At 47.7% G+C, this 22,219-nt stretch carries 19 protein-coding genes and 1 tRNA gene; 10 read left to right on the forward strand and 10 right to left on the reverse strand.

Annotated elements, in window-relative coordinates:
* Positions 1–50: 50 nt before the first annotated feature.
* The 4 genes from EXU85_RS32040 to EXU85_RS32055 form a co-directional block, all read right to left on the reverse strand.
* Positions 51–389 carry a hypothetical protein gene (locus EXU85_RS32040; protein ID WP_142775981.1) on the reverse strand — a complete coding sequence of 113 codons (339 nt, stop codon included), beginning with the start codon at positions 387–389 and terminating at the stop codon, positions 51–53.
* Between the two features lie 752 nt (positions 390–1,141).
* Positions 1,142–1,217: transfer RNA gene (locus tag EXU85_RS32045), tRNA-Gly, on the reverse strand.
* A gap of 150 nt (positions 1,218–1,367) precedes the next feature.
* Positions 1,368–3,071 (reverse strand): hypothetical protein, encoded by a 1,704-nt coding sequence (locus tag EXU85_RS32050; protein ID WP_142775982.1) that lies wholly within the window; start codon positions 3,069–3,071, stop codon positions 1,368–1,370.
* A gap of 41 nt (positions 3,072–3,112) precedes the next feature.
* Positions 3,113–4,306, reverse strand: coding sequence for a hypothetical protein (locus tag EXU85_RS32055; protein WP_142775983.1), 1,194 nt, complete (start codon positions 4,304–4,306; stop codon positions 3,113–3,115).
* Between the two features lie 171 nt (positions 4,307–4,477).
* On the opposite strand from EXU85_RS32055, the gene EXU85_RS32060 reads away from it, so the two are divergent.
* The 6 genes from EXU85_RS32060 (at position 4,478) to EXU85_RS32085 (ending at position 11,218) form a co-directional block, all read left to right on the forward strand.
* Positions 4,478–5,098, forward strand: coding sequence for a hypothetical protein (locus EXU85_RS32060; RefSeq protein WP_142775984.1), 621 nt, complete (start codon positions 4,478–4,480; stop codon positions 5,096–5,098).
* A gap of 22 nt (positions 5,099–5,120) precedes the next feature.
* Positions 5,121–6,275, forward strand: coding sequence for an AraC family transcriptional regulator (locus tag EXU85_RS32065; RefSeq protein ID WP_142775985.1), 1,155 nt, complete (start codon positions 5,121–5,123; stop codon positions 6,273–6,275).
* A gap of 49 nt (positions 6,276–6,324) precedes the next feature.
* Positions 6,325–7,686: a serine hydrolase gene (locus EXU85_RS32070; protein WP_142775986.1), complete on the forward strand. Its 1,362-nt coding sequence runs from the start codon at positions 6,325–6,327 to the stop codon at positions 7,684–7,686.
* 45 nt (positions 7,687–7,731) lie between these two features.
* Complete coding sequence (locus EXU85_RS32075; RefSeq protein ID WP_142775987.1) at positions 7,732–9,255, forward strand: S41 family peptidase; 1,524 nt, start codon at positions 7,732–7,734, stop codon at positions 9,253–9,255.
* Between the two features lie 127 nt (positions 9,256–9,382).
* Positions 9,383–10,078, forward strand: coding sequence for a deoxyribonuclease V (gene nfi, locus EXU85_RS32080; RefSeq protein WP_142775988.1), 696 nt, complete (start codon positions 9,383–9,385; stop codon positions 10,076–10,078).
* Between the two features lie 126 nt (positions 10,079–10,204).
* Complete coding sequence (locus EXU85_RS32085; RefSeq protein ID WP_142775989.1) at positions 10,205–11,218, forward strand: sterol desaturase family protein; 1,014 nt, start codon at positions 10,205–10,207, stop codon at positions 11,216–11,218.
* Positions 11,219–11,426: 208 nt separating this feature from the next.
* Here the strand turns inward: EXU85_RS32085 and EXU85_RS32090 are convergent, their stop codons facing one another.
* On the reverse strand, positions 11,427–11,636 hold the full coding sequence (locus EXU85_RS32090; protein WP_142775990.1) for an alkylphosphonate utilization protein: 210 nt from the start codon (positions 11,634–11,636) through the stop codon (positions 11,427–11,429).
* A 233-nt stretch (positions 11,637–11,869) separates the two neighbouring features.
* Between EXU85_RS32090 and EXU85_RS32095 the strand changes: the two genes are divergently transcribed.
* Together EXU85_RS32095 and EXU85_RS32100 are read left to right on the forward strand one after the other, a co-directional pair.
* Positions 11,870–12,097: a hypothetical protein gene (locus EXU85_RS32095; protein WP_142775991.1), complete on the forward strand. Its 228-nt coding sequence runs from the start codon at positions 11,870–11,872 to the stop codon at positions 12,095–12,097.
* Positions 12,094–12,528: a putative toxin-antitoxin system toxin component, PIN family gene (locus tag EXU85_RS32100; protein WP_142775992.1), complete on the forward strand. Its 435-nt coding sequence runs from the start codon at positions 12,094–12,096 to the stop codon at positions 12,526–12,528. Before EXU85_RS32095 ends, EXU85_RS32100 begins: the two co-directional genes overlap by 4 nt.
* A 28-nt stretch (positions 12,529–12,556) precedes the next feature.
* Here the strand turns inward: EXU85_RS32100 and cydB are convergent, their stop codons facing one another.
* The 3 genes from cydB to EXU85_RS32115 all read right to left on the reverse strand — a co-directional run bounded on the left by cydB (position 12,557) and on the right by EXU85_RS32115 (position 16,712).
* Positions 12,557–13,591, reverse strand: coding sequence for a cytochrome d ubiquinol oxidase subunit II (gene cydB / locus EXU85_RS32105; protein ID WP_142775993.1), 1,035 nt, complete (start codon positions 13,589–13,591; stop codon positions 12,557–12,559).
* Between the two features lie 73 nt (positions 13,592–13,664).
* Positions 13,665–15,047: a cytochrome ubiquinol oxidase subunit I gene (locus EXU85_RS32110; protein WP_142775994.1), complete on the reverse strand. Its 1,383-nt coding sequence runs from the start codon at positions 15,045–15,047 to the stop codon at positions 13,665–13,667.
* 213 nt (positions 15,048–15,260) lie between these two features.
* Complete coding sequence (locus tag EXU85_RS32115) at positions 15,261–16,712, reverse strand: hypothetical protein (RefSeq protein WP_168207906.1); 1,452 nt, start codon at positions 16,710–16,712, stop codon at positions 15,261–15,263.
* Positions 16,713–17,056: 344 nt separating this feature from the next.
* Between EXU85_RS32115 and EXU85_RS32120 the strand changes: the two genes are divergently transcribed.
* Positions 17,057–19,099 (forward strand): hypothetical protein, encoded by a 2,043-nt coding sequence (locus EXU85_RS32120; protein ID WP_142775996.1) that lies wholly within the window; start codon positions 17,057–17,059, stop codon positions 19,097–19,099.
* A 56-nt stretch (positions 19,100–19,155) separates the two neighbouring features.
* Positions 19,156–19,500 carry a winged helix-turn-helix domain-containing protein gene (locus EXU85_RS32125; protein ID WP_142775997.1) on the forward strand — a complete coding sequence of 115 codons (345 nt, stop codon included), beginning with the start codon at positions 19,156–19,158 and terminating at the stop codon, positions 19,498–19,500.
* Between the two features lie 14 nt (positions 19,501–19,514).
* On the opposite strand, the gene EXU85_RS32130 is transcribed toward EXU85_RS32125, so the two are convergent.
* Together EXU85_RS32130 and EXU85_RS32135 are read right to left on the reverse strand one after the other, a co-directional pair.
* A complete protein-coding gene (locus tag EXU85_RS32130) occupies positions 19,515–20,642 on the reverse strand; it encodes a rhomboid family intramembrane serine protease (protein ID WP_246859335.1) in 1,128 nt (375 codons plus the stop codon).
* A 121-nt stretch (positions 20,643–20,763) separates the two neighbouring features.
* A complete protein-coding gene (locus EXU85_RS32135; RefSeq protein WP_142775999.1) occupies positions 20,764–22,095 on the reverse strand; it encodes a sorbosone dehydrogenase family protein in 1,332 nt (443 codons plus the stop codon).
* Between the last annotated feature and the right edge of the window lie 124 nt (positions 22,096–22,219).

Genomic DNA, 22,219 nt, shown 5'->3' on the forward strand with positions numbered 1-22,219 from the left:
ATTCTATTGTATTGATAGTCAAAGGCAATAGAATCAAAAGGATCTAAACGTTAAGCTACGAGGGATAGCATTATCTCACTGGCTCGTTTAGAAATTGCGCCTAATTTAGTAGCTGAGTCGGCCAGTTCGATCTCCTGTTGCCAGCCAACCAGATGAGGTCGTAGACGGCTAAACTCCGTAGTTTTGCTTAGATCGACTAAGGCTCTATCTAAAAGAGATTTAACGGATGCAAGGGCCTTAATAACCGTTTTGTTCCCCATAGATTCACCGCGCTCCGCAATGAACAACACTTCGAAGTTGCGGGCCTGTAGCTGGTACTTATCACCCAGTCCCCGGTGTACGATATTCTTGTAGGAACCGACATAGGATTGAAAATCCTGATCACTCATAGTATTCTGATTTTTCTTAAATATAACTTAAATACAAGCGGAATCAGAATAATTTAAATTTTATCTGTTGATTTCGAGCTATTTGTGGTGCTGATTGGGTGAGTTACGAGGAAAATGCAGGGGTTGTAAAGTCAATTAGGATACAGGGCTTTCTGCTATTAAGATTTAAAGTCAAGTTGATCATTTTCCTTACCAAAGGCCCCTCTATGCTTTAAACAATCTTGATATTTACAGCTACTTAAGCTAACATTGCGCATCTCCACAGCTAATTTACTAGAGCTGTAATTACAGGATAATTTCGGCATGGTTTCGGCAATATAAAAGAAAAACCTCTAACCGCCTGATTAACAGACAATTAGAGGTTCACTTGGTACCAGGAGCGGGAGTCGAACCCGCACGGGCTTGAGGCCCACAGGATTTTCGTACCAACTACAGCTTTCGCTGCTCTTTGCCCTATGCAAAGATTTGTGGTCTGGACTTTCTCTTCACCTTATCACGCTACTGGCGTGACGTAGGTGCCGCCTGTTAAGTCTCTACACCTTCCACACTCACTTTCGTGAGTAGGCTTGGCTCGGGATTGCCAATCGTCACCGATAAGGTTTCCCCGAATTTAAGCGGTTCTACTGCGAACATTTCCATTCGCGCACTCAAATTGCTTTAAGTCCGGCGTGTCTACCAATTCCACCATCCCGGCATTCCTTTCTGCCGAAGCAGACATTTACAAAAAAAGCACCGGGTTCGGTGCCTCTTTGTGGAGCGAAAGACGGGGTTCGAACCCGCGACCTCGACCTTGGCAAGGTCGCGCTCTACCAGCTGAGCTACTTTCGCGTTTAACAATTTGCCACTCTTTCGGCGAATTGTGGATGCAAAATTAGGCTATTTTCTTCGCTTGTCAAGTCCTGACCACAAAAAAATTTCAAAAAATCTGGTTATCCCGCCAGCAAAAACTGATTCTGAATGAGTTACCGTCTGGTTTTTTTACAACAATGGTTCATTCACCTGCGTATCGAACACGCCCGTTAGTACCTGACCGTTCCGCTTCACCTGTACCCAGATGCGGTAATGACCGGCCCGTGGAAAGGCATAGGGGAACTCAACCATGTTGTTCGTTTTCATGGTATGAGCCATACCCGGCATACTTGCCGCCAGTAACTTATTCTTTTCAGCATCGGGCAGTGTTTTAAGCTTAGCGATGTAGGTATCAATGCTATCGCTGAACCGGGCAGCATTCGGGTAATGGAATGTTCGGGCCGTATCGGCGATGCGACCTACCAGTGAGCCCTCTGCCGCCATTGAGTACGTACCTACAGGGTGCAGGTGAATGTATACGGTGCCATCGGAGCGTAGAATTACTGCGTGACCACCCATGCCCAGATACGGTTCCAGCGAGGCTGCTTTCCCCTGTGCATCGGCCACTGCAAATCTTAGTGAGTACAGTTTTCCTGCTTCCAGAATCTGCGACGATTTGTCCATCCAGATCATCGAAGAGCCATCCGAAAGTTTCACGCTGGCACCGGGTTTACCACACACCACCATGTCATTGTCCAGATGGGGCACGTTTACCGCGCTGGCTTTTACACCCATCGGTTCGGTTACCAGCCAGCTATCGTCCAGGTCAGTTGGTTTTGCGTTGGCTGCAGCTTCAGGTGTAATCTTCAGAGAAGGGATGTCCACCGTATCGGTCATTGTTTCGGCAAATCCACTCCGGTATACTACATCGGTATAGAGCAGGTATTTACCACCGGGTAAGGGTGGTAGTGCTGACTCGTAGTTTAATGTATCCCGGCGGTTGGGGTGCAAATGGGCAAAGGCATCCAGCCCCGGCATCCTGACCATAAAAGCGTGCATCAGCTTACCATGATCGGGCAATAGAAAACTAAATAGTCGACGCGTTCTGCGACCAGTTCCAAAGCCAGTGGTATCAAATTGAATCGTCAGTTGCCGCTGGGCGTTGGCAATACGAACCGATGTGTTAATCGACGTTGGCCGATACAGTTGCACATCGCGATAGTCTTCAGCCGTGCTGGTCCACCAGGCCCGCCAGCCGGTTAAGATCAACACAACCACCGCCAGGCCAACTCCCATACCCACCAGTCTTCGTCGGCGAAGTGTGGCCGGAGTTTTCTCACCGGGAACCAGTACGCCATCGGCATTACTGGCACCAATAATGGTAACGAGCATAACCACCAACAATAACCCCATAGCAGCCAATCCGAAACCGGTCCCCTCGGGCATCTCACGAAGGGCCGTTGCCATCGCCACTACAGGTACGACAACCTGCTGTTTACCGTCGGGGCCGTCGATACTCAGCTCAATACTTGATGAGCCAGAGTCCATTAGCCACAAATCTCCTTCGTACCGATTAGCTCCAGTCGGGGTCAGAATGTCGTGCGTGGGTGCACCCTTATCGCCCGAACGAAAATAAATCGGTCGCGCGCCGATACTACTCACCCGCCCCTGTTCCACAAAAACCGTAACCATAGCTGTTCCGGGGACTACGTCAGGTGGTTTTATGCTAATTAACAACTGGTACTTACCGACCTGTTTCTGCACAATCACCCCCGAGCTACCTACGTGAGCGGTTGCAATGAGTGAATGTGCGAATGATAGAATGAGTGAATAGACTATAGCAAGGCGTATGACTCGGCTGTGGATTCGTTTAGTGCTTACTGTTGGATTCATTTCGTAAAAATTTCATGATCTCTTTCCCTTAATACGCTCACTCAACGGGCTACCCGTTTCATCCAGTTACCCCATAACAAGCCAACACGGGCCGAGAGAATCGCATAGAGCAGTGCCTTCCCGAAACCGATGGCAAAGTCTGCTGGCGATTGAATGCTCCAGGGTGGAAAGGCATACCGGTACTCCCAATCGGGGGGACTATTGTATGTCCAGGAGTAGGACAAAAAGAAGCCATTTCGCGCATAAGGCGATGTCTGAAGAAACGTACCCACCGGCCACTGAACGGCTAACAGTATCAGTAAAAATGAGACGCCCAACAAAGCGGCCAATAGCCAGTCGTTTAGTTTTCGACCCGTGCCGGCCTTGTCGAAGCGATGCAGAATCAAGTCCATCACAAAGCCTGGAATGACTAACAGGGGTGGAAAAACGAAGGGTTGGTAGTGCGTGATCGGGTTCAATACCGGCCCTAGCCGGGGAACGGCCGGAAGGTGCTGAATTATCCAGCTTGGCATCAGCAAAAACAACATAAATAAGCCAGCAATGGTCGTAATAGGCCAACGAAGCAGGGAGGCTCTCCCCATAGCAACCAAGTAGAATGGCAACGCAATAGCCGCTGTCACGTAATAGCTCGTACTATGGCTGTCGCCCTGCTCCATCGACTCCGAAAACAGTGTAAACAGCATGGAGAGCAACAAACCGGCTGCAATAGCAAATAACCATTTCAGACGGGTAGCTGTAGCATTAACAAGCTCAGTGTGGTTCCGATACCGGTTTTGCAGCGCCAGTGTACCAATGATGGCACCAAACTGTAAGGTCATGATGCCAATAGCCAGAATCGTGTGCGGAGGGGTCAGAATCTGAACATCGAGTCCGTAGGTGTTGTGCCACCAGTCGTCGAACGGGGCCGATGTCAGCATCGCCAACGCTCCCCAAACGCAGAACATGGCACCCAACGGGCCGTAAAAAACGCCCCAGAACGGTACGGCATCGGCTCTGCCTGGGTGGCTTTTAGTTAATGTCAGATTTAGAATCTGGTAAGCCGAAAACAAACCGGCTACCAGGCCGCCCACATAAATAACCATGTGTGGAGGAGCAAACAAACCATCGCGCCCAATACTCATGTGCCACATGATGTCCCAAAGCAGGCCCATGATCACACAAAAGGAAGCGAAAACAACGGCGTAGATATAAATTGGTATACTAAATGGGTGAGAGGAGGAAGAGGAAGATGGCATAGATGAGGAAATTACCCTTTAGGGTCTAATGATGCTGTAAAATACGAAATGTTGCGCAAAGTCGTAAAACCGGTTTGTGCCCATCGTTCACCCACTCTGAGCCAACGGGATACACTTCCATTGATTTATAGCGTTATTTGCATACCAAAGCGTGTACTTACGTCAGATCCTATGCTCCGTTTCGACTCTCCCGCAAACGTTACGCCATTCGTAGTCAAAGCATTACTGATTAGCCTTAGTCTATTTATGAGCGCGTGCGTGCCCGATTTTTTATTATCGGACTCAGACTGGGTCGTCATTGAAGCGGGTGAACACGAGCCGAGTCCCGCCCGTAAATTTGGGTTACTCATCAGCCCCAGTGAAGTATCGGCAACGGTTACGTTCGATAGTAGCTGTATTTACGACGTTGGGGCCGTTGATGCCGACGATTGGAATAAAGTAATTGGAGTAGGCTTTGTAGGCTCCAAAGACCAACCGCTGGATGGCGTACCTCCTCATCAGGTGGATGGTGCACGGGTAGGCTGGCGCTGGAACGCTCAGCGTCAACGCATTGACCTCGGTGCGTACATCTATGTAGAAGGCCAGCGAATTGATTTTAAAGTGGCCGAAGTTGCCATCAATACGCCAACCAAACTAACGATCAAGATCGACTACGATCGAAAAGTTTATCAAGTTTTAGGCGGCAAAACGGTACCCTTTACGCACAACAAGTCGTTTGCCTATAATACCGGCCTTTATTTTGGCGGTACCAGTGTAGCCCCGCACCGAATACGAGTGAAGATTGTGGATTAAGCTTACTTAGCCACCTTCACCCATGACCATTGCCCCGCTTGACCTGATCTTATTGCTTGGCTCACTCCAGGGATTTATTCTGGCCACGTTGCTGTGGACAAACAAAAAAGGGCATCGCTTATCGAACCGGTTACTGGCCGCACTCATTGGCTTATTGGCCTCTATGAGTTTTGTGGTAGGGAATCCAATTACGAATCGCTGGGTAATATTCGTGCTGGATTTAATTCCGCTTATTATTGCCATGCCCATTGGGCCGCTCGTTTACTTTTATACAAAGTCGATGCTGGATCCGACTTTTCAATTTGGCAAAACCGAACGACGTCATTTTTATCCAACTGTTCTGGATATAGGCTCGAAATTCATAGGGTGGGTTTTCATTATTGGTATGCTGCTTGGATTTTTTGAGCAGAAAACTGGCCCTCGTTGGGGAAATGTAATGGACGAATACGATATGTATGTTGATATTCCCCGCTGGATTTCGGCTACAATTTATCTGTTCCTGGCTAGACGTACACTTTTTCAGTATCAACTAGCTATGCCAAATCAGCAGGCAGGTCAACTCCAGTCTATGCGCTGGCTCTGGCAGTTTGTTCATGTATTTCTAGCTTTTCAGGTCATCTGGTTTATTCACTTAGTCCCTTATATTATTCCTTTTTCACGCGGTCCTTTACTGGATCGCTTTGGCTGGTATCCAATTTACATTCCCATTGCAATCCTGATTTACTGGTTAGGTTTCAAAGGCTACCTGCATACACGTTCAGAAAGCGTTGATAAATTAACTACTAAGTCAACCAGTACTGAACTCTCTTCCCAAACCGTTGAGCAGGTCATTAACGCGCTATCGAGTGCAATGGAACAGGAAAAGCTCTTTTTATATCCTGATCTAAGTGTCGACAAATTAGGCCGACATCTGCAACTTCCGCCCAAACTGATTTCGGCCATCCTGAACCAGCATCTACACAAGAATTTCAACAGCTTTATTAATGAATACCGGGTCGAAGAAGTCAAGCAACGGCTAACCAATCCGGCTTATGAGCATTTGACCCTTACCGGCATTGCCTTCGATTGTGGCTTCAATTCGCAGGCTACTTTCCAGCGAACCTTCAAGCAACTGACGGGGATATCGCCTGGTGAATACGTATTCCAACAGAAAAACTCCTCTCAAATCAGGATTTGAGTAGATATGTGCATGATTTTGGCCTTGTTTTGGGCAAAAAACACGTGCTATGAAACGTTCATTGTGGGGTGTTCTTGTTTGCCTTACGGGCTCGCTCAACGCCCAACCTGTCAAAACAACAACTGAAAAACTTGACGAATACCTAACCGTAGCCGCCAATCTGCACCGATTCAATGGTACCATATTGGTAGCACAAAAGGGCGCAGTTCTTCTCCAAAAAGGATATGGCTGGCGAAATGAGGGTGCTAAAATCCCAAACGATACGAGCAGCATTTACCAGCTTGGTTCAGTTACCAAAACATTTACAGCCGAGGCTATTCTGCAATTGCAGGAAGAGAAAAAGCTGGCTGTCAAAGACAAGCTGAGCAAATATCTGCCCGATTACCCCAATGGCGATCAGATCACAATCGAGCAGTTATTTGCCCATACCTCAGGGATTTACGACTATAAAAGTGTTCTCTACGGCAAGGACAGTCTGGAATTTACCCGCCCCGTTACGAAAGAACGCGTGCTTTCTACATTCAAAGACAAGCCATTAAAGAACAAACCGGGGAAGCAGGTCAATTATACGAATTCCGGGTACTTTTTACTGGGTCTGATTATTGAAAAAGTAACGCAAAAACCGTTTGAGACCGTCATTCGGGAGCAGTTTATCAATCCGCTTCAACTTACGCGAACGGGCTTTGATTTTATCAACTTAAAAAGACCGGATAAAACAACGGGCTATACGTACTGGAAAGACTCTGTTTTAGTAGCCGTTCGACCACTGGATTCAACAGCGGCTTATGCTGCCGGAGGCATGTATAGTTCGGTGGGTGATTTGTACCGTTGGGCACAGGCGATACGGGCCAGTCAATTGTTAAAACCCGTTTCCCAAGCCTTGGCATTTACGCCCATTAAACCCGGAAACTGGGGCCAAGGTTGGGGTATCAATTATTTCGTAAACCGAAAAAAGCTGGTATTTCAGAACGGTAACCTTCCCGGATTCGCGACCTTCATCATCCTCATTCCCGAGGATGATGTCACCCTGATTATGCTTGCCAATGTCGACGATACATCAGATATGACCACCCTGGAGCCAATGGTCAAAGATTTACTGTTTATTACGTACGGTATGCCTTACCAACTGCCAGTTAGTTTTAAAACGGTTCATGTTAGCGAAACCCTGTTAGCGCAATATGTAGGCAAGTACCAGCTTGATCCGAAGCGAATTTTAGCGATTACGTTCGAGCAGAAAAGGCTATTTCTACAAGTAACAGGCCAGGAGCGATTTGAGATTTTCCCATCCAGCGAAACCGACTTTTTCCTTAAGGTCGTCAACGCGCAACTGACTTTCCAGAAAGATGCTAACGGACGAGTTACCCAGGTCGTCGTTCATCAAAATGGAGACCTGGTGGCGAAACGATTGTAAGCGATTTCGTCTTCTAAACCATTTCTGAGCGCTAACCAATAAAACATGAAATTCATCTATAGTCTCTTACTTTTCCTTATTACCTGCTCACTCCAAGCTCAGCCACAAACCGATTCTTTAAAAACCAAAATCCTGCAACCGGCCGATATGCAGGCCGATTTCCGCTACCTCCGCCGACTGCTGGAAGAAACACATCCGGGTTTGTATCGCTACACGCCCAAAGCGGCCATGCAAACCAGGCTGGATAGCCTTGGAAACACGTTTACCAAACCTCTCCCCTTCTACGATTTTTACCGAACAATTGAAGCACTCATTGCCGACATTCGCTGCGCGCATACCTATTCACTTCCCGCAAAAGACTGGGAACAGCCATTCAATCGTCAGTGGAAAACATTTCCGCTTTTCCTATTTCCCATTCAGAACCGCTCGTATGTGTTGTTCAATGGAACGCCTAATGAAGCCATCAAGCCCGGCTTTGAACTTCTGAGTATCAACGGGCAATCAATGGATCGTATCCGGCAGATTCTTTATCGGTATCACTGGGACGATGGGTATATCCAAACGTCGAAACAGGCGGCCTTACAAGGGCAATTGTTTACGCTATTTTACTACTGGTTCGTCGATCAACCCGATACATTTACCCTGACATTCAAGACGTTATCGGGCGATACAATTCAGGCTATTGTTCCGGCGCAACCTTTTGGAACATCGTTACGATTCTACAAGAAGAATGGGGTCAATAAGCAAATGATGGCGTGGTATAACAAGAAACAGAAACACCCCTGGCGCCTATCATTTTTAAAAGAGCCTGCCCAAACTGCCTATTTACGACTTGACGCCTTTGGGGGCGAAGGCGCGACAAGTAACGAAACCGCCGTTGTCCGATTCCGGGAATTTATGGACAAGAGTCTGGCGAAGATGGAAAAGAAACATACCCAGAATCTGATTCTAGACCTCAATAATAATTCGGGGGGATGGGATAGTCAGGGTATCGAACTGTTTACCTATTTGATGAAGTCGGACACGGCAGTTGCTTATTATACCCGCCAGCATAGCATTACCGACAACTCAGATTCGGAGTTCATCCAATTCTCGGATTTGTCGGAGGCTGACCGAAAAAATATTAAAAATGAACTGATTCCTGAACCCGATGGCACGTTTACGCTCAAGCAAGGCGATGCTGGTGGCCAGCCAAAACGGTACGCGCCCAAACCCAATCGATTCCGGGGGCGGGTATACATTTGCATGAATGGACGAAGTGCGTCAACGGCCTCTGAATTTCTGGCCGTAGCCCATGCCAACAAGGTAGGCGTATTTATAGGCGAAGAATCGGGGGGCGCTTACGAAGGGGGCAATGGTGGCAGTTTTGTCCACCTTGAACTACCTCATTCTAAAATTTATGTTGGCACACCGCTCGTGTATTACAACAACGCCGTTGGCGACATTGCCACCAAAGGGCGTGGTACAATGCCGGATTATGAGGTCTCTATTCGTATTGATGATGTGTTAACCCATACAAGCAGTATACTAGAGTTTGTGAAGAAATTGATCCGCGAGCAGGATAAATAGACAGGATTTACAGGATGAACAGGATTATTTTGTCTAACCAATCCTGTTCATCCTGTAAATCCTGTCAGAAAAATACCCTGATAACCGTTGCCCCACGGCCGGTGTTATGTAACAAACTCCTTAACTCATGGCCAGCTATCAGTCTCTTCACGATTGGAACGTTTCGCCCACCGAAGCCGTCGCATTACAACAGCAATTGCGCTCACAGATACGGATTGAGCCGTTGGCCGAACCACCCAAAACCATTGCGGGCTGCGATATTTCGTTCAATAAGTTTGAAGAAACGGTTTATGCGGGCATTGTAGTACTACAATTAGATACGCTGGAAACTATCGAAGAAACGGGCGTTGTGAGTACGGCACCGTTCCCTTACATTCCGGGCTTACTTTCTTTCCGCGAAATCCCTTCATTGCTCCAGGCCTGGCAGAAACTAACCATCGAACCTGATGTGGTCATGTTCGATGGTCACGGTACTGCCCACCCACGCCGAATTGGGATTGCCTCGCACGCCGGACTGTTCCTGAACCGGCCAACGTTTGGCTGCGGCAAATCGGTACTAGTGGGCAAATATGAAGAACCAGCCCTGGAGCGCGGCAACTGGTCGCCGATGCGACATTATGGGGAAGTTATCGGCGCGGCTTTGCGGACCAAAAATAAAGTCAATCCGGTTTATGTATCACCCGGCAATTTGATTGATTTACAAACAGCTATTGCGCTTACTCTCCAGTGCGACGGTGGCTACCGAATTCCCGAGCCCACGCGACGGGCGCATAATCTGGTGAATGCGTTACGACGGGGTGAGCGGGAAGGTATGGCGGGATAGTCGACTACAAGGGACACTCCTAGACGATGAACGGTATAAATTCACACAAAAGTTGTTTATCCTGGTTGGAGCTATTTTGTGCTGAACTGAGTCCAGATCATCTCTACCGGAAACCCGCTGTACATCATGAACATTTTCGAGATCCTTTACAAAGAATTCACCACCTTTTGGGGGTTTGACCAACTTTGGGAAATCATTCGAACACAGCATTATGAAGCGTTACTGACTCAGAAAGGCATTCAGGCTTTTTTAAGGCCAGCCATTCCGGTCTTGCTGCTGATCGAGATTATTCGGGGCCTGTTTTACCGGCGCTATTCACATTCCCAATACAAAATCTCCCTGTTCACGTACATTCTGAACCGCTTTATATCAAGCTTCCTTTCTATTGCGATGGTCGCCTTTTGCATCGGCTTATTTGAGCCTTATGCGATTTTCAAGACTACACTCACCTGGTACTGGTTTGTGTATGGTTACGTAGTTTGGGAACTAGCCCATTTCGTCTACCATTATTTTGGGCATAAAGTCCGGCTGTTCTGGTGCCTGCACTCAACGCACCACGCGCCGGAATACATGAACCTCTCGGTAACCTATGCGCACTTCTTCCTCGAAGCGCCGTATGCCGATATTATTCGCACCACCATTTGTATTCTGCTGGGCGTAAATCCTCCCCTGCTTTTCCTGATCATGTTCATCGACGGAACCTGGGGCGCCTTTATCCATATCGGCGAAAATTTACTGAAAGACGGACGTCTGGGCTTCCTGAATAAGTATATTCTCACGCCCTCGCATCACCGCGTACACCACGCTCGCAATCCGTTGTATATGGATACCAACTTCTGCAATCTGCTCAATATCTGGGATCGGGCATTTGGCACCTTACAGGATGAAAAACAGAATATGGAAATCGAATACGGCATCAGCCGTCCCATGAAAAAGGGAGATTTTCTAGATGCCTATTTTGGCGAAATTGTCGCCCTGGGCAAGGATGTTTACAGAGCACCCGGTCTTAAAAATAAAATCCTCTACATCTTCATGCCGCCTGGCTGGAGCCATACCGGCGATCATAAAACCGCTACGATCGTAAAGGCTGATTATATTAAGGAGCACCAGCAGGAGGTTAGTTTGGCTGGAAGGTCCTAAGTATTCAGATGTCGGCTACACTAATAAAAATAATACGTTTCTCCTGCACCACTAACCAAAATTTGGTAGAAGCTTTTCTGGATTACCCCATACTTGGTTTTAGGACGCAAAAAGACCAACTTATAGAGCCCTTGGGCGGCTGTAAACCTCTCCCTATACGACAAAAACGCCTGGCTTCTTGACCAGGCGTAACTTAAATAACCAGTACTTAAACTTTCTGCAAAAACATAGTCTTCAACACCATCACCGTCTTTTCCACGCGCCCTTCAATCTCCTCAAAATCCCCTGTGAGACGAATGTTCTTTACGACCGTTCCTCGTTTCAACGTCGACGACGAACCTCTCACCTTTAAATCCTTAATCAATTTTACCGAATCGCCTTCAGCAAGGATAGTACCGTTGCTATCTTTTACGTCCATCTAGGTTTTGTTTTTGGTGGTTTGCGCCTAAAGGTACGACGACTGCCGTCAATAGCTATGTTCCTCCAGTTTCACCTTCATGCGGAACGTCCAGAATATGAACACGGTATAGATAGCGACCAGAGCGTTAAGCTAAAACTGATTCAAGAGCGATTTACACCCTTCTTGTACTGAAAAGAATCAGAGGAAATGATAAATTTGTTATAGATTGAGCCAACAAAACCAGTACAACTATGCAACCATCAACAGGCCTTAATGACGTACAATTGAGCTTGTTACGATTATTTAATCGACAAATGAGCTACGAAGAGTCTGTCGAGATTAGAAATTTATTAGCAAAGCATTACGCCGAAAAGCTTTTTGCTGAAGTTGATAAAGTTGTTGTAGAAAAGAACATTACTGAAGTCGATTATGAAAAACTTCGGAATCAACATCACCGCACCCAATCTAATCAGCAATGATTTCTTCTACCAAAACGGTACTCCCTTCACTAGTTATTGACACCAATGTTCTAATTGCAACCATCAATCGTAGAAATAGCGAGTTTTACATTTACGAAGCATTTGATGCTAAAAAATTCAATTGGGTAGTCAGTACTGAAGTATTGGATGAGTACGCCGAAAAGCTTACAGAGTTTTATTCAACTAATACGGCGGACTATGTACTCGATATTTTATGCAGTGCGACCAATGTGCTGTTTCACGAACCTTATTATCGTTGGAATTTAATCGAGGTAGATCCCGATGATAATAAATTTTCAGACTTAGCGCTATCAGCTAACGCTCATGGCTTGGTAACCTATGACAAGCACTTCGATCTATTCAAAACATTACCATTTCCTACATTACAGATACTAAGTCCTACTGATTTTGCCCATTTTTTTGGGTTATAAAATCACTGGACAATAGGGGTTCTAACCGTCAATAGCTATGTTCCTCCAGTTTCACCTTCCCGCGAAAGGTCCAGAACATGAAAACCGTATAAGTGGCAACTAGCGGCATCCCGATAGCCGCAAACAGGAGCATCGTCCGCAGGGAGCCATCCGACGAAGCCGCTTCGTAAATGCTAATGCTGCCTTTCGGGTCGATATTCGAGAGAACCAGGTTTGGGTAGAGCCCCATCGCAAACAGAATCAGCAATAAAGCCGTCGTGACGGACGAGGAGATGAAACCACGTCGATATTGTCGCTTTTCAATACTCCGACGGATATTCAGGACGATTAAAACGGCGGCAATCCCTAGCGCAAACAGCTCTGGATATGCCTTGAAAATGGCCGTCATGTGCGGTACATATATGAGCGTAGCCATCGACGTAGCCATGAAACACAGAATAAAAAACTTGCTGGTGTTATTGGCAATGATCGTTAGCTTGGCGTACAGCCGATCTTCGGTTTTCATGAGCAGATACATGGCACCATGCATCATGAACAGCGACAGCACCGTAACGGCAATCAGGATGGCGTAGGGGTTGAAAAAATCGCGCAGTCGCCCGACAAATTCGTGGTTGGCATTGAGCGGAATACCCTGAATCAGATTACCCAAAATCAATCCCAGCAAGAGCGAAATGACTGTACTGGATACGCAGTAACTGACATCCCACAGTTGATGCCACCATTTCATTTTTTCCTTACTCCGAAATTCAATCGAGATACCCCGAAAAATAATGGCCACCAGAAACAACATAAACGGCAAATAAAACACCGACAGAATGGTACCATACACCAGCGGGAAAGCCGCAAACAGCGAACCAGCCCCAATAACCAGCCAGACTTCGTTACCATCCCAAACCGGTCCAATGGCATTGAGCGCAATTCGTCGGCTCTGTTCTTTCCGAAAAAACAGATGCAAGGCCCCCGCGCCCAAGTCGAAGCCATCTAAAATGCCATATCCGCTGATGAGCGCGCCAATCAGCAAAAACCACCAGGTAGGAAGATCAATTCCGAGAACGGTATCCATAGGTAATAGGAGAAAGAGTGAAAGAATGAATGAGTGAAAGAGTGGGAGTTCCAACCGAAAGTTATGCGCTCTTTCACTCATTAAGGATTGGCAACATTGACGGATTCATGCGGGAAGACGTTTCATCGTCCGAAGCCACATCAGGACCGTGCTGGATTTTCTTGTTGAGCAAGTACAGAAACAGGCCAAACAACATGACGTAAATAAACGTGAACATAATAAGCGACGCCAGAACATGCTCAGCTTTGACGGCCTGCGAGAGCGCATCTGAGGTACGCAATAGCCCATAAACGACCCAGGGTTGCCGACCGACTTCGGCCGTGTACCAGCCTACCTGATTGCCAACTTGAGGCAGCAGAACCGAGAACACAAAAACACCCATGAGCCAGCGCGTTTGAAACAGTTTGCCCCGGTAGAGCATAAAAAGCGCGAATAAGGTCAGCGCAATCAGTGTCATACCTATAGTAATCATCAGGTGGTAGGTCTGAAATACGAAGTTGATGGCCGTCGGTCGATTCTCAGGTTTGATGCTGTTCAGTCCGGGAATGGGTGCGTTGACGTCATGGTGTACCAGAAAGGATAGGCCACCTGGAATTTTAAGTCCAGTTGTTTTCTGCTCCTTCGCATTTACCCAACCCATCAGGTACATATCACCAGGTGCTGATTTCTCGAAATGGCCTTCCATGGCCGCGAGTTTCGCCGGTTGGTATTTCGTAACCACCTCCGCCGACTTGCTCCCCGTAAACAGTTGAGCAAGTGACGATATAGCTGCCACCCAGAGCGCGATTCGGAAGGCGGCTTCGGCATGAACGATGTATTTCTTTTTCAGGATATACCAGGCACTCACGCTCAAGACCAGAAACGAACCAGCCAGTAGAGCCCCAATCAGCACGTGAGAATAACGCTCAATCGACGACGGATTGAAAACCATGGCCCAGAAATCTGTTACAATAGCGCGGGCCTGCATCCCTTTCCCTTCAATCCGATAGCCGGAAGGCGTTTGCTGCCACGAATTAGCGACCACAATCCAGAGGGCGGAGAAAATGGAGCCAAGTGCTACTAACACAGTTGCCATAAAATGGACCCGTGGGCTCACCCGATTCCAACCGAACAGCAGGATGCCCAAAAACGCTGACTCCAGTGCAAACGCAAAAATACCCTCGGCTGCCAGGGCAGAGCCAAAAATATCGCCAACGTAGCGTGAGTAGGCAGCCCAGTTAGTACCGAACTCAAACTCCATAACAATACCCGTAGCGACACCAATGCCGAAAATAAGAGCAAAAATCCGGACCCAGAAACGGGTCAACTCTTCATAAATCTTGTCTTTTGTTTTCAGATACAGGCCTTCCATTACAACCAGGCAAACGCCTAAACCAATACTTAGGGGCGGATAGATATAATGAAACGCGATGGTGAAAGCGAACTGAATCCGGGAGAGCAATTCTACATTGTCCATAACCAGAGCGATAGTCGGGACAGGTCGCCGAGGTCGCAGACAGGCAGTGCGATAAGGGGCGAACCAGGCGAGGAAACTATCGCCCGAAAGGTACAACAGAAGGCCATTCGCCCTACCTATCTACACTAGTTTTTTACAGAAAAACAAAAACTCCAAAGTAGCTTGCAAGCTACTTTGGAGTCGATAGATACTATTCAAAAAAGAAGAATAGGGTTAGTTGCCCACCACAACTCTAAACGTTCTGGCAGGCAGCAGGCTATCCCCTTTTACGGTTAACCAATATAGGCCCACAGGTAGGGTCGACGTGACGTTTACCTTAACTTTTGTTTCGCTTTCAGCCTGAATCGTAAGCGGGTAGGTCAGTCCGTGTATGTCGCACAGATTAACCGACGCCGTGGCAGCATGCGAGGTAAACACCCGGAACTCACCGGATGGGCTTGGATTTGGATATACATACACCAGCTCATCTGTTGGTAGAATCGTTACGGCCACAATTGAGGAGAACGTAGTCTTTCCATCAAAATCCCGCTGTTTCAACCGATAATAATACGTAGTGCCTGCACTGACATCTTCGTCATCGAACTGATACAGGTTGTAGTCTCTCAGATCTGTTTTAGCGGCTACAAACCCGATTGGTTCCCAGGCCTGAGCATCGTGGCTACGCTGCACATCGAAACCCAGATTGGTCTGTTCCCAGGTGGTTGTCCAGTTCAGCACCGCTTTGTTCTCACGAGCAGCGCCCACAAATGATAACAGATGAACTGGCAACGGATTGGTCTCCAACGAATACGAACAGCCTGAAGCGGCAGGGTCAACAAAGTTAAACACAACTACAGCAGCCGTTTTAGTCATAATAGCCGTATTTGAGCTAGGTGGACACAGGCCGCCGAATCCGGTTGTAACGCTATTGCTTCCACTCCCATAGGAAATTCCTACGCCCAGAAAACCCTCGCTGGTTGTTGCGCTATAATTATTGTCATACGCATTTGTCGACGGGGCCGACGGCGAGGGTAGGTTGCCACTGATATTCTGCATCAATAGCGCATCCCGGTGCCCCCAGCCAGCTCCAGCATCCTGATACAACCACGAAAAAATGGCTTGGTCAGCGGCATAGGTAGGGTTGCTGGGTGGCGTGGATGATGATGTATACAGGCATTGTTTGTATATGTTTTCATCTCTTGCCAGAAACTCATGACAACTGCCCGCAAAAGTCGATGAGGCATTGATACGATCTGTTGATGTTTGTCCGCTAATCGTGTGACTAAATATGCCGGTGGTCATCATATTCGAAGCGTGCCCCTGCGAAACCACTGACAGGTTGCTTTCTACACCCTCCAGCGGAAGGCCTAACACCGCTCCCGACACAGGATAGGTAACGCCTGCCCGCGCCTGTCGCTCTGCATTAACCAGAAAAAGACTCCGTTGCTGAGCCGAAAGTGTTGAATACGAAGCGGGCAACGTTAGTGTGCCCAGGCTATTGGCGGGTAATCCCAACTGCGTTTCCTCCTGCCTGCGGGCATAATTAAATGATTTAGTCAGTTGGGTTAGATTTAGAAAATAGGGGCCGACCGATGAGTTCGTGTACGTGAATGTGGGTGGATCGTATGGTAAGCTGATATCGCTGGTAAGGTTGGTAGGTGCCTGAGCAACGGCTATTCTAACCATAAGAAGAAGCCCACTTCCTACTCGTACTAGATGGCTACAGTAGTTTTTTTTCATAGAAGTACATTTACGGATTCAATACGCAACAACGTTAGGATTAGACAAGACGGGACACTTATTATTACACAAAAATGAATAATTTTTATACAAAATCAATAAATCTACGGCTATTAATGCCAACGTTAGAAGTACCTCTGCCAATTCTTCACACCCAAAGCAATTACCAGGCTGTTTTAACATCAATAGAATTAGAAGAACATCTTTCCGTAGAAAGTCTTAACCAATTTGTCGGCATGTAAGCCGTAAACCAGTACATTCAACGAATTGACCGATTAATCCTATTCTCTGTGCAATCCACTGGCCCGCGTACCCTTGAACGACAATTCATCAACTACATCATTGCGTTCTACCAAACTCAGCGCAATGCCTTTGTGGTCATCATTACGCTGCTTATTTCATTCTATATTCTGAACATTCCCGATCAGGCTGCCGATATGATCAATGCAGTAATTGACGATGGGGTGTTCAGCCGCCTGTTTCAGTATATTCTCCTGAGCACGTTCGTCTGGAGTTGGATCGTATACGGTAGTACCCGCCTAATTCTGCACATCTCACCTGTGGGAATCCGCCTGAATCAGGAGTGTGATGTGTTACTACGGTGGCTGCCTAAACTCGGCGGAATGATCCCGGCCCTGATTTTAGCCTACGCATTCTGGAAGCCTGACCGCTGGCAGCCTTATCTACTTTTGCTTGAAAGCGCGCTGATGCTGGGTTTGTTTCTGTGGGTAGAATGGCGAATTACTGTTTTCGCTCTGCCTACCTACTGGAGATTTGGAGATCGCTACACCAATCTCACCCAGGACTTCCGGGTACTTTGGCGAAATCCGCTTGGCCGTCTGGTTGTTACAAGCGGCCTGGCCCTGAGCCTTTTCCTGCTTATTTTTTTTAGTCTGCCTGTTGAATGGGGGATTGCCCGGCGGTTACGCCCAACGGCTATCATCATTTTCGGCATTACGCTATATACATTCTGGGGAAGCCTCATCGCGTACTTCAACGATTATCGGTACCGTCCACTGGTACTACTGGTATTCACCTACCTGATCATTATCAGTGCCTTTAACGATAACACGGCTGTTCGGCGGGCTATTGATAAGGGAGTTCCCTCCATTAGCCAGCGCCCAACCGTAGAAGCCCATTTTGCCAACTGGGTAACCGCCCGTCAACAGGAAGAAGGTGATACAATTCCGTTGGTACTGGTAGCGGCTGAAGGCGGTGGGATTCGGGCCTTGAACTGGACTGCCGAAACCCTCATCCGACTGGATTCGATCATTCCGGGATTCAGTCGACACGTGTACGCACTCAGTGGCGTATCGGGCGGGGGTGTTGGAACGGTATTTTATACAGCTTTCCTCCGCGATGTGCCTGAAACGAAACGTAATGGCCGGTTCGATCAGTTTCGGAAGGTTATTCGTGATGACTATTTATCGGCAGTCTCGGCAGCCCTATTATTCCCTGAATCCCTACAGCGACTTATTCCACTACCCGTATCCCCTCTTGAGCGGGCCAAATGGCTCGAAGATTCCTGGGCCGATTCGTACCGGGATAATCTGGGCTTTCGCACGCTCGATTCATCACTAACGCAATTATACCAGACCTCAAATGGCTACAACTATAACCTGCCTTCCCTCCTGCTGAACGGCACGTTGGCCGAATCAGGTCAGAAAACGATCACGTCAAATCTGCAACTCGATCCGGGTTATTTTAAAAATGTGGTATCCACGCTAGATGTACTGGGAACCGATGTACCCTTAAAAACGGCAGCTTCCTTATGCAGTCGTTTCCCAATCGTAACCAATGGCGGATTAATTCAAAAAGACACACTGCTGGGTAATGGGCGAAAGCAGCAGTACGGCGGGCATATTGTAGACGGGGGTTATTTTGACAATTCGGGCGTAGAGACATGTATTCAACTGATGAACAATCTGGTCCCCTCCATTCGACGGTTGGATACCGCCAGGCACGTTGTCATTATCCCTTATATTCTCTTTATTCAGAACAGCAATACGATTGGTAAACTCCCTCAGAAACGATCCATCTTACAGGAGGTTCAGATACCCCTGCTCGGCTTTTTCAACGCCTGGGATAATGGCTCCACCACCCGCGACAATATGTTCAATTCGTTTATGAATCGATTTGCCAACCCCAAAATCAATTACCTGACCCTCCGACTAACGTATAGCGACAAGTATCCGCTGGGCTGGTTCCTGTCCAACAGCGTAGCCCGAAGTTTGAGTAAGCAGGCTAAAGATTCAATTAGCCTGAAAAACAAAGAGTTACTACAATTAAAGAGCGCGTTTCGGCAGATGAATGTAAAGCGGGTAGCTCCGTGAGTAAGCAAAACGTCATCTTCCGTTGTACTTTAGCTTCCTGACTAACTGAGTCTGCTATGAATCTTCGCATAAACGGCCGTATCTGGCTCGAATCCGTATCCATCGATTCAGCCGAACGATTTATGGGTATCGGGCGGCTGGAATTGCTCGGCCATATCCAGCATACAGGCTCCATAAATCAGGCCGCCAAGGCGATGAAGATGTCGTATAAACGTGCCTGGGAGATGGTGCATTCGATGAATACACAGGCAGATACACCCTTGGTAACTACACAAACTGGGGGTGAAAAAGGGGGTGGAACGATTATAACCGCCGAAGGCGAAAAATACCTCTCCCATTACCGCGGGCTACAGGAGCGTTTCCAGAAATTCCTGGCCGATGAACTGGCAAATCTGCCTTAAGTAATCAGGCGGACTTATTTCTTTTTCGCGTTCAACTGACTTAAAACCGTCGCGATTTGCTGATCATAGATCGCAATCTGGTTGTCGTAAATATGGGTTGTATCAGTCAGGGAGCGTTGTAGAAGTTTAAAACTTTTTAGTCGTAGCGTACTGTATTGGCGTAATAGTTTCGTATGCTGATGATACCCGTCCGGCAAGTCAAGTTTATCGGCCTTATCGAGAAGGGCAATAGCTTCCTGCCAGGCAACCACGCCCTGGTCGTTCATGGCTTTGGCTAACTTGGTGGCTGAGGTATTCGGTGGCAAACGGAAAACATTCATCGCCTGGGTGTTCAATTTATTGAACCGCTCCATGATCCGGTCAAAATCAGCAAGTGGGGTCGATTTATGCGTATAAACCAGTACAGCCAGCAACAAAGCCAGCAGCGGGGGGACAAGCATTGGCAACAGGGCTCGACCTGCCGGTTGATTAGCCCGAAGAACAAATAAATAGTAGGCATAACCCGTAAAGAGCCCTCCCAATAGTCCCCCTATGTGGGCGGCATTGTCGATATGCGACTGCATACCTATGAATAAGTTGAAACCAACAAATGTCAGGATACTCTTCAGCAACTCCCTTCGAACAGCGGCATCGAGCCAATTGGTGGTTAGTAGGGCAAGAAAGACACCATACATCCCAAAAATAGCCCCCGATGCACCAGCGCCTAGTACAACATCATGCCACCATAAGCTTACAACGCTGCCCATCAAACCTGCCGTAAGATAGGCAATTGTGAACTGACGGGTACCCAGCAAAGGCTCCAGGATAGGGCCAATCTGAACCAGTGCATACATATTGAACAGCAGGTGAAGGATACCAATATGCAGGAAACAACAACTCAGCAGTCGCCATGGCTCCCCACCAAGGGTTAAGGGCGAATAATTAGCCCCCCATTGAATTAAGTCCGCACTGGCCGGTTGCAACATGTCAACACCGCTTACAGCCATAAGAATAAATACCCCTACATTCAACCAAACAAGTATGGGCGTTACTACGTATCCATCACTGGGTTTGAGCAGTTGTAAGGGATTGGGTCTCTCGGGGCTTGGTGGTCTTGAACCAGAGTGGGGCGTATCCTGATTGTCAGGTGTGTCGGCATTCATAGGTGGTGGGTAGTTTCGCTTAAAACTAAAAAACTGTTCGTGCGCCAGGCTCATCACGCTATAGTTGTTAAGCCATAGTGTATAAACCCGAGGCAGCGAACAGTCTCAAAAATACGATTGATTACTTCTTCGCGGTGTATAGTACCCGCCAAACTTTACCTTTTACAGAATCACTAATATAGAGCGAACCATCGGGGCCTTGAGCCAACCCTACAGGCCGGGCTTTAGCATCGCCCGGACTGGCGAGGTCGAGTTTACCAGCGTTCACATCGGTACCGGGTTTTCCCAGTTCGGGTACGCCCGCAAAATTCTCGGCAAACACTTCGTACTTACCCGATGGACGACCGTCTTTTCCAAACGGAATAAATGCGACAAAATAGCCACCCTGTTTGAGAGGAGCGCGGTTCCAGGACCCGTGGAAGCACACAAAGGCCCCATTTTTGTAACGGGCCGGGAAACTGGTACCCGTATAAAACAAGAGATCATTCGGTGCCCAATGGCCCGGAAACGCCATAATGGGTTTGTCCTTCCCGGCGCAACGATCCACTTTCGTACCATCACCACCATATTCAGGAGCTAGTAATTTCTGTTTTTTCTCGTGGTTATTGTAGCAATACGGCCAGCCAAAATCAGCACCCTCCTTTACCATTAGCATTTCTTCAGACGGGAACTCGGCGCTATACTCATCGGTAAATACACCACCCCAGTTGTTCAGGTTATCGCGGCCGTGCTGTAACGCGTAGAGCGTATTGGTTGCCGTATTCCAGTCGAGCGCTACGGCATTCCGGATACCCGTTGCGTAGCGTTTCCCATCAGCCTTATGCTGGTTTAATTTGTTGGCATCGAACTGCCAGATCCCTCCATACTCTTCCAGAATTGGACAGGGATCCATCCCTTTGGAGCCCTTCTGCCGGTCTTTTTCCTGACACGCATTCGATGGGGCACCAAAATTCACGAACAGTTTCCCATCGGGCGAGATTGCCAGTGACTTACTGGCATGCTGGCGCTGGAGTGTTAAACCTGAAACAATTGGTTCGGCGGGCGTTGTTTCCAGTACCTTGCCGTTGGTCAGTTTATAGCGGTAAACCGACGTATCCGACGAAGCATAAAGGTAGTTGTTGTAAATAGCCGCCCCCGTGCCCGTATTGGTACTAAACATAACGGTCTGATCGGCGCGTCCGTCGCCATTGCTGTCCGTCAGTTCAGCCAGACCTTTGCCGTCATTAAGTTTTTCCAGCTTCACAAAGACTGTCCCCTCTTTATTAACGGCAATGTGCCGGGCTTTCCCAAGGTTATCAGCGAACACCAATGCGCCAAAGCCATTAGCGAGTTTAAGGCCACCGTTGTCCGGATCTGGTGCTATTGATGAGGCACTAGACTGGGATTTTATAGGTTTTTTAGGGCCAGTAAAGGCGACAGTTACAGCCGTCAGTAAAAGCAGAGCTGCTTTCATAATGAAAATGATTAGGTTTTCGGTACGTGAGCTAAACGGGTGATTTATGTTAAAAGTTTTTTAATGAAATCTACAAACCAGTCTATTTCGGTAATTTTGACGGGTATCTAACTAAGCAGTGCTA

Origin of the sequence: Spirosoma sp. KCTC 42546 (assembly GCF_006965485.1) — a bacterium.
Classification (GTDB): domain Bacteria; phylum Bacteroidota; class Bacteroidia; order Cytophagales; family Spirosomataceae; genus Spirosoma.

What these genes read in the sequence shown, in the direction of transcription:
- EXU85_RS32130 (WP_246859335.1), bottom strand. Translation starts at nt 20,642, where the DNA reads ATGAATGCCGACACACCTGACAATCAGGATACGCCCCACTCTGGTTCA.
- EXU85_RS32070 (WP_142775986.1), top strand. Translation starts at nt 6,325, where the DNA reads ATGAAACGTTCATTGTGGGGTGTTCTTGTTTGCCTTACGGGCTCGCTC.
- EXU85_RS32125 (WP_142775997.1), top strand. Translation starts at nt 19,156, where the DNA reads ATGAATCTTCGCATAAACGGCCGTATCTGGCTCGAATCCGTATCCATC.
- cydB (WP_142775993.1), bottom strand. Translation starts at nt 13,591, where the DNA reads ATGGATACCGTTCTCGGAATTGATCTTCCTACCTGGTGGTTTTTGCTG.
- EXU85_RS32040 (WP_142775981.1), bottom strand. Translation starts at nt 389, where the DNA reads ATGAGTGATCAGGATTTTCAATCCTATGTCGGTTCCTACAAGAATATC.
- EXU85_RS32060 (WP_142775984.1), top strand. Translation starts at nt 4,478, where the DNA reads ATGCTCCGTTTCGACTCTCCCGCAAACGTTACGCCATTCGTAGTCAAA.
- EXU85_RS32100 (WP_142775992.1), top strand. Translation starts at nt 12,094, where the DNA reads ATGATTTCTTCTACCAAAACGGTACTCCCTTCACTAGTTATTGACACC.
- EXU85_RS32110 (WP_142775994.1), bottom strand. Translation starts at nt 15,047, where the DNA reads ATGGACAATGTAGAATTGCTCTCCCGGATTCAGTTCGCTTTCACCATC.
- EXU85_RS32095 (WP_142775991.1), top strand. Translation starts at nt 11,870, where the DNA reads ATGCAACCATCAACAGGCCTTAATGACGTACAATTGAGCTTGTTACGA.
- EXU85_RS32135 (WP_142775999.1), bottom strand. Translation starts at nt 22,095, where the DNA reads ATGAAAGCAGCTCTGCTTTTACTGACGGCTGTAACTGTCGCCTTTACT.
- EXU85_RS32055 (WP_142775983.1), bottom strand. Translation starts at nt 4,306, where the DNA reads ATGCCATCTTCCTCTTCCTCCTCTCACCCATTTAGTATACCAATTTAT.
- EXU85_RS32075 (WP_142775987.1), top strand. Translation starts at nt 7,732, where the DNA reads ATGAAATTCATCTATAGTCTCTTACTTTTCCTTATTACCTGCTCACTC.
- EXU85_RS32085 (WP_142775989.1), top strand. Translation starts at nt 10,205, where the DNA reads ATGAACATTTTCGAGATCCTTTACAAAGAATTCACCACCTTTTGGGGG.
- EXU85_RS32050 (WP_142775982.1), bottom strand. Translation starts at nt 3,071, where the DNA reads ATGAATCCAACAGTAAGCACTAAACGAATCCACAGCCGAGTCATACGC.
- EXU85_RS32090 (WP_142775990.1), bottom strand. Translation starts at nt 11,636, where the DNA reads ATGGACGTAAAAGATAGCAACGGTACTATCCTTGCTGAAGGCGATTCG.
- EXU85_RS32115 (WP_168207906.1), bottom strand. Translation starts at nt 16,712, where the DNA reads ATGGTTAGAATAGCCGTTGCTCAGGCACCTACCAACCTTACCAGCGAT.
- EXU85_RS32065 (WP_142775985.1), top strand. Translation starts at nt 5,121, where the DNA reads ATGACCATTGCCCCGCTTGACCTGATCTTATTGCTTGGCTCACTCCAG.
- nfi (WP_142775988.1), top strand. Translation starts at nt 9,383, where the DNA reads ATGGCCAGCTATCAGTCTCTTCACGATTGGAACGTTTCGCCCACCGAA.